Raw genomic sequence first — 15,038 nt, forward strand, 5'->3', positions numbered from 1 at the left:
AACTTTACGGGGTCACTTCATCACGTCCGGCTTTTCTGTATCTAATCCAGTATCTCGTATCTTCATCCTCAAGAGCGAGGCTCGTGCGAGTTGGGGATCTCATACACGCAAACTAAGAACGCGCACTCAACTCAATACGTTGTAAATTTGCATCAATACTCTGGTCACCTTTCAGCCTTTCCCAAAGCTGGCCAAGTAAATCCAAACTACGTTCACTTGGGTAACGCTCCGTCGATTCCAACAACTGCCATTGTCCATCTTTCCCCTTCTCAGCAAAGATAAACTCGAACGATAAGTTGTTGGACATGCCCAAACGTAAGTCAGTCACAATCAACGCATCGTCTTCAATACGGTAGTTTAGGTAGTCGTGAGAGAAAGCCTTAAGCCCTTTCAATGTGTCTGGCTTGTCTTCCAATGGCCAACTCCCAAGCGGGTGCGAGACAAAATCAATGTGATCACTACCATCGAGGACTGACGCCAAACCTTCATAGTATTGGCCGTCATCCATTACGACGACGCGCCACAAAACAGTATTGAACGGTGTTGGGGTGATCAGTACTTGTTGATTAGGTAAGTTCTGCGCACTCAAGTTTTGTTCCACGCGAGACGCGATCATTTGCTGCGATGCGTAACCCCAACCAAGATAAAGCGTCGAAATCAACACCACGCTCTGACACCAGCGTCCGCCGCGAGTTTTGGAAAACATAGCCACACCAATCGCAAGCAATAAAGGCAGCGTGTAAAGCGGATCGATAATGAACACGTTCCGCAGCTCAAAATAGCCCTCAAATGGCCAAATCAACTGCGTGCCATACGTTGTCATTGCATCCAGCAAAGTGTGGGTAACGAACACGCTCACGGTTAAAAAGAACACACGAGAAAGTGTCCAAAACGTATCTGGTCGCCAGCGGCAATAGAGCCAAGAAATCAGCAAAGCGAAAGGAGGCAAAACAAGTAAAGAGTGACTAAAACCTCGATGCTTAATTGTGTTTTGCACGGCATCACCATAGTCCAGAATCACATCCAGATCTGGCAAGGTTCCGAGGGCAGCCCCCATTAATAGCACCTTCGCGTTGCAGCGTTTACCTGCAATCGCACCAGCGACGGTCGCTCCTAGTGCAGCTTGTGTGATTGAATCCATATCCCGCTATCTATACTCATTCATGACAAAGATTGATTGGTTCGAAAACTAAAACGCATTTCCATATGTGTCAAACCAGTCACCCACTTTATGTCTCTTATTTACTTACTTTTACACACTAAGGGGCGATCAAATGCCTTTGATAGTTTGAAGGTGACTTACTTAAAAAAAGCAGTCTCTTGGCGGGAGATTTTCTTGATTAACGCTTCACGTCGAAGATCTAAAATCTCATCAATCAATTTCTCTTTCGCACTAATGCCAAAGTGTTGAGCGTAATTTTTCACTTTTTCGATTTCACTCGGGTGTAAACGGTACACGTCTTTCTTTAATCGCGCTTCAGCTTCGCTTTTAATAAGGCCTTGGCTCTGCAACAATTTGATGATGGCTTCATCGGTTTGATTTACTGCTCGTGTCATGGGGTTCCAATCTAAAAGTTTGCGTTGCCCGCCATGCAGTTGGGCTTTCAAGTCGCACAACTTATAGACCAAACATGACAACGTTATTGCAGCCTAAAGTCATTTATTAGCAAAGATGCATATCTAAGGCACAAATCAACCAAGCCGAACGCAGAGGTTCGGCTTGGTTGATTTGTTTACACAGCATTAGTTAGTGAAAATACACCAACATCTCGACGTCATCCCCTTGCTGCTCAGCATTTAAAGAGAAGTGGACATAGCCTTCTTCTGTTACTGGAATTTGCAGGTATTCATTGCTGCCCCAGTAGTTTGATGCGTATTCGTGTTGCCCTGCTGTTGGCCAATAAGCTTTGCTCGCATACAGGTCAACATTGCCATTGTCTGCATTCCCGTTTTTGTCGGTTAGCCACACTCGCACCTCTTGCACGCCTTGCGGAACATAAACCGCTGCGTAACGTTGTTGGTGCACCGTTAAGGTTTTCGCTTGGCCAGATTCCAATACCACTGGAGTTAAGTCATCTTGCTCTTGTGCTGGCGGCGTTGGGGTTTCTGTCACTAATGACGCCTGTAACGTCACGTCATTAAAATCAGAACGGCCCGCGATGCTGATGTAGTAACGACCCGGCTTAATGTAACCCGATTGCTCCGGCTCAAACGTCACTAACTCGTTACTGCCATCGCCATACTGGCTGAACTCAAAGTCATAGTAATGAGCTTCTTTCTCAAAGCTCATGTACAAATCGGCATCACCTTGACTTTTGCCATGAATCGCCACGTCAAAGTGAGTAGTGTTCTCTGGCACATCCACATAGAACAATTGCTCGCTGTATGCTGCGCCACTGAGCACCACACTCTGATTTGCTGCGAGTTGCGTTACTTGATCAGAAGGCTCAGTCGGCTCACCCGGATTTGGGTCTGGGTTCGGATCAGGCTGCTGAGGTTCACTAGAGACTGAATCTAACCAACGGTCAAACTCGCCATTATACTGCTCACCCAATAATTGAACCTGCTTTGCCCATTCAGCAAACTGACCAGAACGGGAAAGCGCCAGTAAGCTATCTACCTCTTGCGGATGCTCTTCCAACATAAAGCGAACCGCCAAGTAGCCCCAACGATAAACGCGGTTGGTATCGTGAGAATAAGTGGTCGCCAACACGTCCGATAGGCTCATCTTGCCGTCAGCAATCAGCCCAATCGCTGCGTCATAACCTTGCTTGTAATGCATGTACTCAGCAAAGCCCTCAAGCCACCAAACAATGTAACCATGTGCCAAGTTATCGCTGAATGAGCCATATTGGTTGAATCGTGCATCTAGGTAATGAGTGTATTCATGCTCTAGGTTGAGAATAGAAAGCGCCTCACCATTGTCATAGCGGTAAGCGACAAAGCGAGCCACGTTGCCAACTTGTGCTGGATTACCCTCAAGGTACTGACCGCCGTTATCCGTTGTATTACCAAACAAGAAAGACGAGTAATCCACGTAGCTGCCGTTGTTCGCAAACACAGCTACTTCCACTCGCTCGTTGTTGTCGTCCGCCACGGGTTGATGCCCTGTGTTTGCCACTTGGTGGAAGTCAGCCTCTTTTGCGGCTAAAACCTCACAAGCTTCAATAGATTGGGCTTGGGTTAAATCTTGAGAACGAATGATGGCCGGACCATCACACTCATGACGATTCGGTAGCACACGAGCCGCCAAATCACGCTTCGCTTGATCTAAATCCAGACCATTTAAACCCTCTGGAGCGAAGTAGCTCATCATCTCGACTGCGGCTAGCCAAAGTTTATCGTGTTCACTACCAAGCGGGTTTTGCTCCATCACTTGTTGCATCACACGCAACGCTTTCTCTTTGGTTGCTTGGTTTGGGCTGGCTAGTAAACGTCCGGTTTCGCGAACGGCGTTGTAAACCAAGAAGCTCGCATCCGTATCCAATGCCCAAGCATTATCACGAGCAAATGCTGCTAACGTATCGATGTGTTGTGTATGGCTTGCCATGTATTGGTAAAAATCATCTCGCGAAGCATGGCCAGCCATTGCACGGAAAAGGTTATTCAACCCATCGACCCACTGTGTGTCTTGCGCCGTTTCACGATTGAAGTGACGCAGTGCCGCAAGTTGTGCTTCCATCGTTAGAGGAAGTTGCTTCACATTGTCGACCATCAACGTCAGGCTTTTCATCGCCCCGACTTGTTCGCGTCCTTGGTCTAGCGCGTGGGGATTCGCTAAGAACGCATTAATCGACTGAGCAAAACGTTGGCCTAATGCCTGAGAAAAGTCTGGCTGTTGCGCGTTGTAACGAACGTAATAAGCCGCACGAACAAACTCACCAAGGTTTTCGAGTTTGCGCGCTTGTTCTGCCTCACCGCGGTAACTTGCAATGGCTTGGTTTAACGCGATTTGAATACGGCTTAAGCTCGCTTCACTGTAGATATCGTTCAGTGAATCAGCAGGTGCAGAGAACCAAGCACCATAGTAATGATGAGTCGCTTCAGAAACGGCTAAAGCAAGATCAGGCGCCTGTTGAAGATCAGGAATATCACACTGATCTTGTGCGAATGAGAAACTGGAAACACTGGCAAGCATGCAAGCTAGCGCCAAGCGATGACGTGGGAATAGACGGGTATGAGACATAACAACACTCATTAATTAGTTATATGTTTGAGGGCGCTGTTATATTCCTTACAACAAACAAGGTGAATTGAGTTGCATAGGATTTATGAAGTTAGTTCAGAAATTAGACATTTAACTCTAATTTATAAACCAATTACCAGATTTGCAGATTATCTCTCGCCGAAAACGTTACACAACTGATTGAAATATCAAAGATAAGGTCTGTTAATTAGAAAGAAAAAAGCCAGACATGTGTCTGGCTTTTAGGTTAGTAGCGCTTACCATCAATGCGTCTCAGCGGGATATCTTTCAAGACTTCCTCTTCTGCCATCCTCATATTGATGGCGACGATATCAGCGTCGCATTTCTCTGTCGTTACGTAGTGTGTCAAACACCCACACAGATTGCAGCGGTGAAACTCGACTTCTTTATCACCCCAAATATAAAAGACAGAAGGCTCTTTTAAATAGCGAACTGATACTTGCTCTGGTGAGTAGTAAGCCCAATAAGCTGCATACCGACGGCAGATAGAGCAATTACATGATGCTATCTCTTTCGGTACATCAGCTTGAACAACGATGTTCGCGCAATGGCATGTGATTTCCATATCTTCCACCTATTAAATAATTTTATTTGCTTATACCTTTATGAGCTAAAGCGGTTGCAATTATCTTATCCACCAATACTGAGCTACGAATATTAGAAACTCTTTCTATTAAGAAGAATGCTACCACTGGTGTTACATTTTTTCTTATTTCTCCCCAATAGAAACCCATTGCCAGATTATCTCTCCAAAAGCATAACACTGCGGATTGAAATACAATTAAAAAAGCCGACAATAAAGTCGGCTTATTCTGTTAACTTAAAAGCTTGGAGATACATAGACCCAGCTTTAGGCCTAGTATTGGAGGTACTGCATTACCAACCTGAGTATACTGTGGCACTTCGAATTTTCTCATCTGTCCCCCAGTTGTAATCTTTGATCTGAAAACAAAGTTATCAGGGAAAGATTGTATACGAGCCATTTCTCTGACAGTCAAAACTCTAAGTTCTTTCTTATCGTAATGGCATGCATCATCAGGTATAGACAATGCCGCTGGGGCTGGACTATCTGACACTAAGGCCTTTTGAGTTTGTTTTTTAGTAGGGTGAGCTTTCAGGTACAGCTCAAACTGCTCTTTGGTATCAAACTGATACAACTCGCCATTTTCATGAAGATATTCAAAAGGCTTTAACGCTTCCCATGAAGTCATAGTCAATGAATCAGTCTCACCTTTTAGAACAGCAAACACACTTTTAGTAACTGAGCGGTCATCAACTTGCTGCAACACTTGATAAAGTCGAAAGCGACGCTGCACCAACGGACTGTTATTTCTTAGCGCATGATTTAGACCTTTAGGGTGCTTCTTAAGAGTCTTAAATGTTGCATTTAGTACATTAACAAATTCAGATGGCTCAGAAGGATCGTTGATTTTTAGATCGTCTAAGGCTTCTTTTACTGATACTTCCTTTTCACAATCAACCAACGATTGTAGGAAACTATTTTTGAAAAAGGTCATTCCGCTAGTTTTTGTAGCATCAACATAATCTAGTCGACCAAACGGCATCTTACTCAGTTCAGCCTCTTCTAGACCTCGAACTTCATTATAAAACGCTAAAGGTTGCTCAAACAAAGATAGAGAAACACTATCAAGAGACGTTTTAATACTCTCAAAGTGCTCTAAATGTACTGCGATAAGAATAAAGCGAGGTCGATTTTGAGCAACTCCAGCCAATCGGGCATTCACGTGCAAACACAGTGGAACATAACCAATTGATGCAAAAACCTTTGCAACCTCATACCAAGCATGAAACTGTTGCCCTTCAGAGTCCTTAAATGGTCGCAATATACCTGTGACGTTTTCAAGCAATGCAATCTTGGGTTTTGTTAATTTTACAAATTTAGCAAACTCCCAAGGAAGCGTATTCTTGTCATTATCCTTTTCTCGCTTACCTGCCATACTAAAGCTTTGGCAAGGGGGACCTCCTGAAACTAAATCTAATCCGCCACTACGACCAAAAGCAGTCTGCAACATTTTAGTGAAGTTATCATTACTCTCTAGTAAGCGGTTTAGCTCGACAATGCTTCCAACAACCAGCTTGCCATCTAGCGGCAAGTTTTTTGCGCCCAAATCTGTAGTTCCCTCTTCACCATAAGGAGGAAACTCAAAAGGGTTTTCACGTAAACGAGGCTTTAATTCGTTGTATTTGCTATTCAACCAAAAGGTGTGAGACGGCATTTTTTCTTGATTTGCTAGCTCGTGCAAATCTTCATTAAAGAAATTATATGCAAATGTTTCTGCCGCCATCGGAGACAACTCATTAGCTAAAACCAATTCAAACCCGGCTTGATCTAGGCCTAGAGACAACCCCCCACACCCAGCAAACAACTCAATATGATTCACGAAAAAACCCATCAATAAAAAACGAATGCTGGGGATTCTAAGCAAAGCTAGACAGAATGTCCAGGCTTAATTTTGCCTAAGCCTTTCGTTGATTCTCACTTTTATTGTAATATGCTGTTATCAAAGGCTTATTAGAGCAGCCTCACCTCACATAAAGACCCCTCTTGGTCAGCTCTGTAAATCTATCGGCGGATGTCGGTGTTTGCAGATCTGGTTATCACAAGCACCACAACTTTACGCACATAGAAAGCTAAAAAGGTTGTGAGTCATGCTACGTATCACCACCTTTTGGCCCTTCAGGTTTAGGGGAACCTTTGAAAAAAGCGCCAACGCGCTCCCAGTTACTTCAATATTACGTAGCGCCAAAAGGCAATCAAACCATGTCAAAAGACAAAAAATCTCTACCTACGATCTCCAGATTAAAACAAAGAGCGAAAGCCCTTAAGAAAGCACAAAACATCTCTCACTCAGAGGCGCTAAATAAGCTGAGTCATGAGTACGAATTTCAATCTTGGAGTGACCTGAACAAGTTCTTGATAGAACAAGAACAAACGTCAATTCCTACACCTACTCCATCAACAACATTTGTTGAATATGACGATGTTTCGATGAGTGAAAAAGACTTCGCCGTTCTGGAGAAAGAGCGGTCAACCGAGTTAGAGCAGTCACACAAAAAAAAGGTAAACGAGAATAAAAAAGTTTTAACTCGACTCGGCTTAGAATTTTCTATTTTTGAGCCCACAATAACGGGGTTAAAGAAATCAATTCTCGATGCTACGCAAACAGTTCGATCTCACTTTGAACTTGAGAATTTCCATTTTTATTGGGAGCAAAAGCAAGGGCCTGATTACAAGGTAGTCAAAGAGGCACTTCTTGTTAGTGAGTTTTCTCAAGTTAATTCAAAAGTCAGCCTTTATCGACCGATGACAAAACAAGGCGATCCAAGGATGTGGTTCCGCGGGTTAACAAAATTCGCAAACGCCGGAGATCAAATTGCAATTGTTATCGACGAGCAACGAGCTCTTCTATTTAATTTGTCTGATGTTTGTCTAGAAGAACAATTAAAACGAGAAAGTTCAGAAATAGGTAAAGTCCTAACGCTTCAAGTGAAAGAGAGCAATGAAGTTGTCATTGAGCTTCTTGATAAGCTCAGAGCCTTAGCAGCTTCTCAATTCTCTGCTCTTAGAAAGGGGGATACAGCTATCGGCTATACGCTTGAGACCAAGCTTGGTATAGAAGCTAACTCTAGCAAAAAGCCTGATTACAAAGGCATAGAACTAAAGTCCGGTCGAGGCTCAACTAATAGAACAACACTATTTGCTCAAGTCGCTGATTGGTCACTCAGTCCTTGTAAGAAAAGTGCCGAAATTCTCAATAAGTATGGATATCAAAGAGAGGAAGACTTTAAGCTCTATTGTACTGTGAGCACTCAAAAGGAAAACTCACAAGGGCTAAGCTTTATCTATAACCAATCAAAAGATCAGTTGGAAGAATGGTCAAATAAGAGTGAGTTGGTCGCTGTCTGGCCTGGTGATTTGCTTAGGAATCGGCTGAAAGAAAAGCACGCAGAAACATTCTGGGTGGAAGCCAAGAGCGAGATGGTAGAAGGTGTTGAGCAATTTCAGTTACTTAGCGTTACACACACAAAAGCACCAATTGTTAGCCAACTACTTCCCTTAATAGAAGCAGGTGTAATCACAATGGACCATTTGATTAAGAGAAGCGGGAAAACTGGCCGCGTCAGTGAAAAAGGCCCACTTTTCAAAATGGATAAGAAAAACCTTAGCTTACTATTCCCTGAACCATCCAAATACGATCTTATCTAAACTCACGAAAGGCTTACACGTTGTAAGCCTTTTGTTCCTTTCCAAATCCAAACAAAGATCACAACTTATTATCAAAGTCCGACGTGCGGTTTTCTGTCATCCATATTTAACGTGCTAGTCATAATTATCAATAAGAATAATCACTCTAATTCGACTTATGGACAGACAGATGAAATTGACACAATGGATTGTTGGGCTAAGTGGCTTACTCGCATTACCGAGCTTGGCAGACACAGATGTATACCTTACGAATAACTCAGACCAACCATTAACCATTCAGGTAAAACATGAAGGCAGCGATTTACTGGAATACGGTGAAGAATGGCAGCAACATGTGCAATTACTTGGTCCTTGGGAAACCAAATCGATACTGAGCTTTAATCGCTGGGAAGGCGTGAAATCTGGCCAGAACTATCGCTTTGAAACTGTGGTGTCTAACCCACAAGGTGAGAGTGTCACATTCAACCAAGTGGTGGAGGGCCATTGGTATAACTCGACAATGGAATATGGCCTGTCGGCTGCTGATGTCGGTTTAGCATTGAAAGATGACCGTAACGTCCACCGTTCTTATACGGGATCTTTTGGTACTCGCAATACAGAGCTCGCATTCAAATCGAGCAAGACAGCCCGGCACGACGATTTGCACTACACCATCACCCCTAGCAAGGTAGATGAATCAACGGATAATAATGAGCAAAACCTGAAACTGATGACTTATAACATCTGGGCTCTGCCTGCGATTGCTTCACATATTGGCGATCGTTACGCGCTAATTCCTGATTACGTCAAAGGTTACGACGTACTGGCACTACAAGAGGTGTTTGCCAATGGTCGTGATGCGTTCTTACGAGAACTTGCAAAAGAATATCCTTACCAGACTAAAATGCTGGATAAAGAGGGTTTCAACATTTACGACGGCGGTGTGATCATCGTGAGCCGCTACCCTATCGTGAATCAGGCGCAATATGTGTTCCCTGATTGCACCGGCACCGACTGTTTTGCCGACAAGGGCGTGAATTATGCGGAGATAGTCAAAGGTGGTCAGGCTTACCATGTGTTTGCCACGCATACCGCCTCTTTTGATACGGACACGGCACGAGACTATCGCCAACGCCAATTTAAACAGATGCGTTCGATGGCTCAGTCTTTGAATATCCCAACGAGTGAAACTGTGGTTTACAGTGGCGACTTCAATGTGAATAAGTTGAAGTTCCCTGATGACTATCAACAGATGATTGCGAACTTAAGTGCAATCGAGCCGCAGTACTCAGGTTATACGGCCTCCACCTTCGACCCTCGCATTAACAATTTTGCCGGAGAGGCTTTATCTGGTGGTGAGAATGTTGAGTACCTCGACTACGTGATGGTGAGTAATGAGTATGGCGTGAAGTCGTTTAACGATAACCGTGTCGATGTTCCGCGCTCTACCGCAGAGAGTTTGTGGAAGCATTACAATCTGTCGGATCACTTCCCTGTTAGCGCTGTGATAAAACCATGAAGCGTGTTGCGTTAATTACTGTGTCCGCCGTTGTGGCGGGCACGATTTGGTTCTCAATAGCGAGTGATAAACGTGAAAGCTTGTTGACGTTTTCTTCTGTATTCAAAGGGCGTGCTGAGCAAGATACTAGAGATCATTCTTCTTCATCAGAAAACCAAAACGCCGATAAAAAAGTCGTACCGAAAGCCAAAGATACCCCTTCTCCAATTAAAGCGATTGCTGGACGTTTGAATGACGCCAAAGGTCGTGCATTAAAAGCCGAAATAGAGACGTTCTGGCACACGTGTATGTCTGATCATAATTGCGAATCTAAGCTGGCCGAATTGGAAAGCTATATGTCGGGTGAGCGCTTTGCTTTACTGGCGAACTACCATCAGCTCAATAGTTTATGGCAGCAAAGTGTGGGTGATTTGTTGTTTGATGAGCAGCAACCGCTCGCCTCTCGTGTTGCTCTTCTCAAAGCGGAAGCGAGAAAGATATGGGGTGAGCTAGCCGAAGTCATTTTTGCTGATGAATTTGCCCTTTACGATTTTAGTTTGCAGGCAGAGCAGTTGAATTCGACTCCCGCTCAAGACTACGTGCTAGCCTTTGAGGATTTAGTTCAAGAGTGGCAAGGCAATGAAGAAACGTTGGGATTAGCCAGCGAGCAAGCAAAGTACGAGCGTGCGGTGGCGTTAATTCCGGATAGCGTCAGCCAAACCGAGCGTGAGGCTTTGATTGAGGAGCTTCAACAAACTTACCTTTCTGAACAAGAGAGTGAAGAGATACACGCTCGCGAACAACAAGTCGCCGAGCAAAAGCAGCAAGTGCGCGATTATCAGAGTGAGTTGCAGCAGCTTGAATCCAAACTGGCAACTCAAAGAGCCACCAGCCATGCAGGTTTGTCGGACTCGGAGTGGCAGCGGTATTACCAAAAAGAGGTGGCGAATTTTCGTCGCGAGTTCTTTGCGGGTTAACGGCTCGTTTGTCTGCGCAATTGGAAGTGAGAGATTCCCTACTCGCTCATTCTTCGCTCTAGGGAATGACGCTGTTTGAGTGTAAGCGTAAAGACAACAGATACGTCCTCCGTTAACTCAAAACTTAAACCGTGTCATTCCAGCAAGCCTAGGCGCGACTAGGAATCTAGGTTCAACGAGCTGTAGATTTGCGAGAACACCATGGTTCAGCAGCACTTAGTGAGTAGATTCTGAATTACACTCGTCCCTCGTTTTTCAGAATGACGGTATTTAGAACATGCGTGTGTTATGAGATTCCGTACTCATTCTTCTTCGCTCTGGGAAATGGCGATGTTTGAGTTCATGAGCATCGACAGCAAATACGTCCTCCACTAACTCAAAACTTAAGCTGGGTCATTCCAGCAAGCCTAAGCGCGACTAGGAATCTGGTTCCAACGAGCTGTAGATTGGCGAGAACACCAAAGTTCACAGCACTTGGTGAGTAGATTCTGAATTACACTCGTCCCTCGTTTTTCAGAATGACGGTATTTAAAACATGAGTGTGGAATAAGATTTCCTACTCATTCATCTTCGCTCTGGGAAATGGCGATGTTTGAGTTCGTGATCGTAGGCAACAAATACCTCCCCCACTAATCCAAAACTTAAACTGGGTCATTCCAGCAAGCCTAGGCGCGACTAGGAATCTGGTTTCAACAAGCTGTGGAATTACGAGAACACCAAAGTTCACAGCACTTGGTGAGTAGATTCTGAATTACACTCGTCCCTCGTTTTTCAGAATGACGGTATTTAGAGCATGAGAATGAAATGAGCTTCCCCACTCATTCATCTTCGCTCTAGGGGGTGACAATGTTTGAGTTCGTGGCCATCGATAGCAAATTCGTCCTCCACTAACTCAAAACTTAAACGGGGTCATTCCAGCAAGCCAAAGCGCGACTAGGAATCTCGGTTCCAACGAGTGGTTGATATATGAAAGTGCTCCGTCACTTACACCAAATATCTAGCGATAAGCTCTATTTACTCTAAAGCATGAGTGACTATCACATTTATCTATGTGACACTTCTTCGGGCTTTATTATAGGGTTTAGCTCTCATCCAATACCTTGAGATAAAGTCATGGCAAAACTAGGTGTATGCGACATTAATAACTTGAAACTAAGTGAAAAAAGTCGACGAGCAGTCACAAACATTAAAGAAGTGATGGAGTCAGGTAACCTATTGAACAGTGCTTTAGCTGCCACTCCATTTTACTATATATTTGGTTCACCTAGCGTTACATCCAGTCCATTCGAAAAGCTCGTGACTATTCGTGAATACGATTGGCAAACATTTGGTGATGCATTACTAGGGGCCAGTAAGCACACAAGATCGATAATCTTTCAAATAGCTTACGAACAAGAGATTTACACATATGGTGAAGAACGAAAATTCTGGAATTGTGTCAGTGAAATTTCTAAATAAATCTTACCTACTAGCCAGTTTTCTTTTCTTTGGCTGTGCCAGTACTGCCTATGATAGTGTCCAAGCAGAAGTAGATTGGAAGGCAAGATATGAGCTGTGTCAAAACCAAGGCGTTGAAAACAAAATTGCGTTCCCTGATTCTACTTGGTTCGACTCATTGAGTATTGATGACAAAAAAACAGTAATCGGTTATTTCGCAAACTATTCCGATCGCCAGTGTATGTCTGAAGCGAGTACCAAACTAAAAAACATATTAGTTAGAGAGGGTAATCAAGCTAAATTAGATTACTACGAGATTGATTTTACTCCACTAGAACAGTTAGCGAGAGAGCGAACACAGCATCTGAATAAAACACAACTAAAGAACCTTGAACAAGAATTCAAAGCCCCCTTTAACTTAAGATATATGTTGGATCAAGAGGATTTGTTTCCTCGAAATTAAAGTCAAACTCACCGATAGATTAGAAAGGCACTTGGTCAAAGATTCCATATGCCTTTCGTAATTCTGTGATCGCAATAACTTCAGAACAAGTTCAATCCAAACACACCTTTCACATCAAATAGCACTTGCTCGGTTTTCTCACGTGAACGTTGGCTACCTTGTTTTAGGATGTCGATAAGTTGTGCTTTGTCATCTAAGAACATGGCGCGTTTTTCTCGGATTGGACGAAGCATCTCTCGCAGACACTCTTCCAACACTCTCTTGGTTGTTCCGTCACCCAACCCACCACGGCGATAATGCGCTTTTAACTCTTCCACATAAACTTTGTCAGTATGGAACGCATCAAGGTAAGTGAACACGATGTTGCCTTCCACTTGGCCTGGGTCTTCAATACGTAAGTGGTTTGGGTCGGTGTACATGGATTTTACCGCTGCGCTGATCTCTTTCTCTGTCGCTCCTAAGTTGATTGCGTTACCCATGCTTTTCGACATTTTGTTTTTGCCATCTGTGCTTGGCAAACGCGGAGCGTCACTGAGCAGTGGACGACACTCTTTCAAAATGGTTTTCCCGCCAAGATGGTTTATCTTTCTCACGATTTCATTGGTTTGCTCTAGCATTGGCAATTGATCATCACCAACAGGGACAAGAGTCGCGTGAAAGCCGGTAATGTCAGCCGCTTGGGAAATTGGGTAAGTCAAAAATCCAGCCGGAATGGAACGTTCAAACCCTTTACTTTGAATTTCGTTTTTCACCGTCGGATTACGCTCCAAACGTGTGATAGAAACCAAGTTACTGTAATACATGGTTAGCTCAGCAAGCGCCGGAACTTGAGACTGCAAGCAGATGGTGGTTTGAATCGGATCGATGCCAACGGCAAGGTAATCAGCAACGACGTTCAAGATATTGGAAGAGACCTTGGAAGGATTGTGCGCGTTATCGGTTAAGCCCTGCATATCGGCAACGAGAATGGTTTGATCGTGCTGAGTTTGTAGCGCAACCCGCTGTTGGAGTGAACCGACGTAATGACCTAAATGCAGAGGGCCAGTGGCTCGGTCGCCAGTGAGAATGACTTCGCGTTGTTGAGTGTTTTGTGTGGTGTTCATAACTTATCTCCGAATAAAAATAGATCGCTACTGGAGATAAAAAGACATGACACTCTTAGCTACCGTCCAGCAGCGTAAGAATGTAAGGATTCCGCGCCGCTCTAATTAGAGCGCCACCAGAAAAAGTTTGATGAAGGTGTGAATGTCGTTTTCATGCTTTTAAAACTAACAAGGAGCAGAGCTGAAAACAACCCTACTCCTTGTACAATTTGATTTTTCAGTTTTGGCACGCTTTGCCAGCACGGCATCAAATCTGGATATACATGGCGATGACCAGTGCTGCGCCAAATAGGCTACCCGATACAAACGCACACAATACCGCTTTATTCTGTTTGCTTCTCATCCTTTACTTCTCGACTTTAGAGCTCGTAGAGCAACGCTGATTGCTCCGCTCTGATACTAAGTTGAACAGTGATAAATCCTTTCCGGTGAATCGATACGCCAAACAATCTTCGGTTCACTCTGTTGCACACAGCGTTACGATTTTTGGCGAAAACTTAAACCACTTAGTCCAAGAAGTGTGATGACGTTAGAACAAGTTCAATGAAAGCCGACAAGGTTTACAGAGACGTGTCTATTAAAAACGGCCAGATTTATTGTGCAAAACGGCAAAGACTCGAAGCAATTAACAACCAGATGTCACCGTTTCAAAACTCGGTTCTGAGCCTTCTCCCGATGCTTGGGTGTAAAGGAAATAGCATTGACCGTTCTCTAATGCATCGGCGCTTTGAGCAAAACCAATGTAGAGTTTGTTCTTGCCCGGCGCTTCTGGATCAGACACCACCAAATCTCCATCGAGGTTCACCATTTCTTCAACCGAAACGTTGTCTAAATGCCCCCAAACCATCAGAGGTTCGCCATCGTCCTGCGCACCATTTTTGTTCAAATCTAAAAAGGTATTGTCTGTTGCCGTAGAGCCAATCGATACGCCATAACCAAGCTGATACTTCGCATTGGCAATTTGGTTCGCGTTCACCACAGCGCCTCTCACGCCCTCGATCACTGCTGCTCTCGCATCGCCTTGAATATTCAAAAAACGTGGTGCGGCCGTCACGGCTAATATCCCAAGAATCACGATAACCACGACTAATTCAATTAAGGTGAAACCCTTTGCTGTTCTCATTTAAAAGCCCTGTATTTGTTGCT

Annotated in this window: 12 protein-coding genes; 5 read left to right on the top strand and 7 right to left on the bottom strand. The window is 44.1% G+C overall.

The features are described 5' to 3' along the window. Positions 1-112: 112 nt before the first annotated feature. The 5 genes from BCT11_RS18900 to BCT11_RS18920 all read right to left on the bottom strand — a co-directional run bounded on the left by BCT11_RS18900 (position 113) and on the right by BCT11_RS18920 (position 6,609). Positions 113-1,141 carry a metal-dependent hydrolase gene (locus BCT11_RS18900; RefSeq protein ID WP_061034918.1) on the bottom strand — a complete coding sequence of 343 codons (1,029 nt, stop codon included), beginning with the start codon at positions 1,139-1,141 and terminating at the stop codon, positions 113-115. A gap of 158 nt (positions 1,142-1,299) precedes the next feature. Next, on the bottom strand, positions 1,300-1,557 hold the full coding sequence (locus BCT11_RS18905) for a hypothetical protein (RefSeq protein ID WP_038867037.1): 258 nt from the start codon (positions 1,555-1,557) through the stop codon (positions 1,300-1,302). Between the two features lie 190 nt (positions 1,558-1,747). Next, entirely contained in the window at positions 1,748-4,186 is a 2,439-nt protein-coding gene (locus tag BCT11_RS18910; protein ID WP_102388973.1) for a M9 family metallopeptidase, read from the bottom strand. Positions 4,187-4,433: 247 nt separating this feature from the next. Further along, positions 4,434-4,772, bottom strand: a complete 339-nt coding sequence (locus BCT11_RS18915) for an aldehyde-activating protein (protein WP_038867025.1) — start codon at positions 4,770-4,772, stop codon at positions 4,434-4,436. Between the two features lie 250 nt (positions 4,773-5,022). Continuing rightward, positions 5,023-6,609, bottom strand: coding sequence for a DNA cytosine methyltransferase (locus tag BCT11_RS18920; RefSeq protein ID WP_039975167.1), 1,587 nt, complete (start codon positions 6,607-6,609; stop codon positions 5,023-5,025). 314 nt (positions 6,610-6,923) lie between these two features. Here BCT11_RS18920 and BCT11_RS18925 point away from each other — a divergent pair, with 314 nt between their 5' ends. The 5 genes from BCT11_RS18925 to BCT11_RS18945 all read left to right on the top strand — a co-directional run bounded on the left by BCT11_RS18925 (position 6,924) and on the right by BCT11_RS18945 (position 12,789). After that, complete coding sequence (locus BCT11_RS18925; RefSeq protein WP_241909037.1) at positions 6,924-8,435, top strand: MvaI/BcnI family restriction endonuclease; 1,512 nt, start codon at positions 6,924-6,926, stop codon at positions 8,433-8,435. Between the two features lie 169 nt (positions 8,436-8,604). Beyond that, entirely contained in the window at positions 8,605-9,933 is a 1,329-nt protein-coding gene (locus BCT11_RS18930) for a sphingomyelin phosphodiesterase (RefSeq protein ID WP_102388975.1), read from the top strand. Then, on the top strand, positions 9,930-10,889 hold the full coding sequence (locus BCT11_RS18935) for a chromosome partitioning protein ParA (protein WP_102388976.1): 960 nt from the start codon (positions 9,930-9,932) through the stop codon (positions 10,887-10,889). Before BCT11_RS18930 ends, BCT11_RS18935 begins: the two co-directional genes overlap by 4 nt. A gap of 1,113 nt (positions 10,890-12,002) precedes the next feature. Continuing rightward, a complete protein-coding gene (locus BCT11_RS18940) occupies positions 12,003-12,347 on the top strand; it encodes a hypothetical protein (RefSeq protein ID WP_102388977.1) in 345 nt (114 codons plus the stop codon). Then, the gene (locus tag BCT11_RS18945) at positions 12,331-12,789 is read left to right on the top strand and encodes a hypothetical protein (RefSeq protein ID WP_102388978.1); all 459 of its coding nucleotides are present in this window, start codon (positions 12,331-12,333) and stop codon (positions 12,787-12,789) included. Before BCT11_RS18940 ends, BCT11_RS18945 begins: the two co-directional genes overlap by 17 nt. 80 nt (positions 12,790-12,869) lie before the next feature. Here BCT11_RS18945 and trpS read toward each other — a convergent pair whose 3' ends face one another. Further along, positions 12,870-13,892 carry a tryptophan--tRNA ligase gene (gene trpS / locus BCT11_RS18950; RefSeq protein WP_102388979.1) on the bottom strand — a complete coding sequence of 341 codons (1,023 nt, stop codon included), beginning with the start codon at positions 13,890-13,892 and terminating at the stop codon, positions 12,870-12,872. A gap of 625 nt (positions 13,893-14,517) precedes the next feature. Next, complete coding sequence (locus BCT11_RS18955) at positions 14,518-15,015, bottom strand: type II secretion system protein (protein ID WP_033005476.1); 498 nt, start codon at positions 15,013-15,015, stop codon at positions 14,518-14,520. Between the last annotated feature and the right edge of the window lie 23 nt (positions 15,016-15,038).

Source organism: Vibrio sp. 10N.222.52.B12 (assembly GCF_002875385.1).
Lineage (GTDB): Bacteria > Pseudomonadota > Gammaproteobacteria > Enterobacterales > Vibrionaceae > Vibrio > Vibrio jasicida.

Excerpts from the sequence above, each read along its gene's own strand:
- BCT11_RS18900 (WP_061034918.1), bottom strand. The coding sequence starts at position 1,141 with ATGGATTCAATCACACAAGCTGCACTAGGAGCGACCGTCGCTGGTGCG.
- BCT11_RS18905 (WP_038867037.1), bottom strand. The coding sequence starts at position 1,557 with ATGACACGAGCAGTAAATCAAACCGATGAAGCCATCATCAAATTGTTG.
- BCT11_RS18910 (WP_102388973.1), bottom strand. The coding sequence starts at position 4,186 with ATGTCTCATACCCGTCTATTCCCACGTCATCGCTTGGCGCTAGCTTGC.
- BCT11_RS18915 (WP_038867025.1), bottom strand. The coding sequence starts at position 4,772 with ATGGAAATCACATGCCATTGCGCGAACATCGTTGTTCAAGCTGATGTA.
- BCT11_RS18930 (WP_102388975.1), top strand. The coding sequence starts at position 8,605 with ATGAAATTGACACAATGGATTGTTGGGCTAAGTGGCTTACTCGCATTA.
- BCT11_RS18935 (WP_102388976.1), top strand. The coding sequence starts at position 9,930 with ATGAAGCGTGTTGCGTTAATTACTGTGTCCGCCGTTGTGGCGGGCACG.
- BCT11_RS18940 (WP_102388977.1), top strand. The coding sequence starts at position 12,003 with ATGGCAAAACTAGGTGTATGCGACATTAATAACTTGAAACTAAGTGAA.
- trpS (WP_102388979.1), bottom strand. The coding sequence starts at position 13,892 with ATGAACACCACACAAAACACTCAACAACGCGAAGTCATTCTCACTGGC.
- BCT11_RS18955 (WP_033005476.1), bottom strand. The coding sequence starts at position 15,015 with ATGAGAACAGCAAAGGGTTTCACCTTAATTGAATTAGTCGTGGTTATC.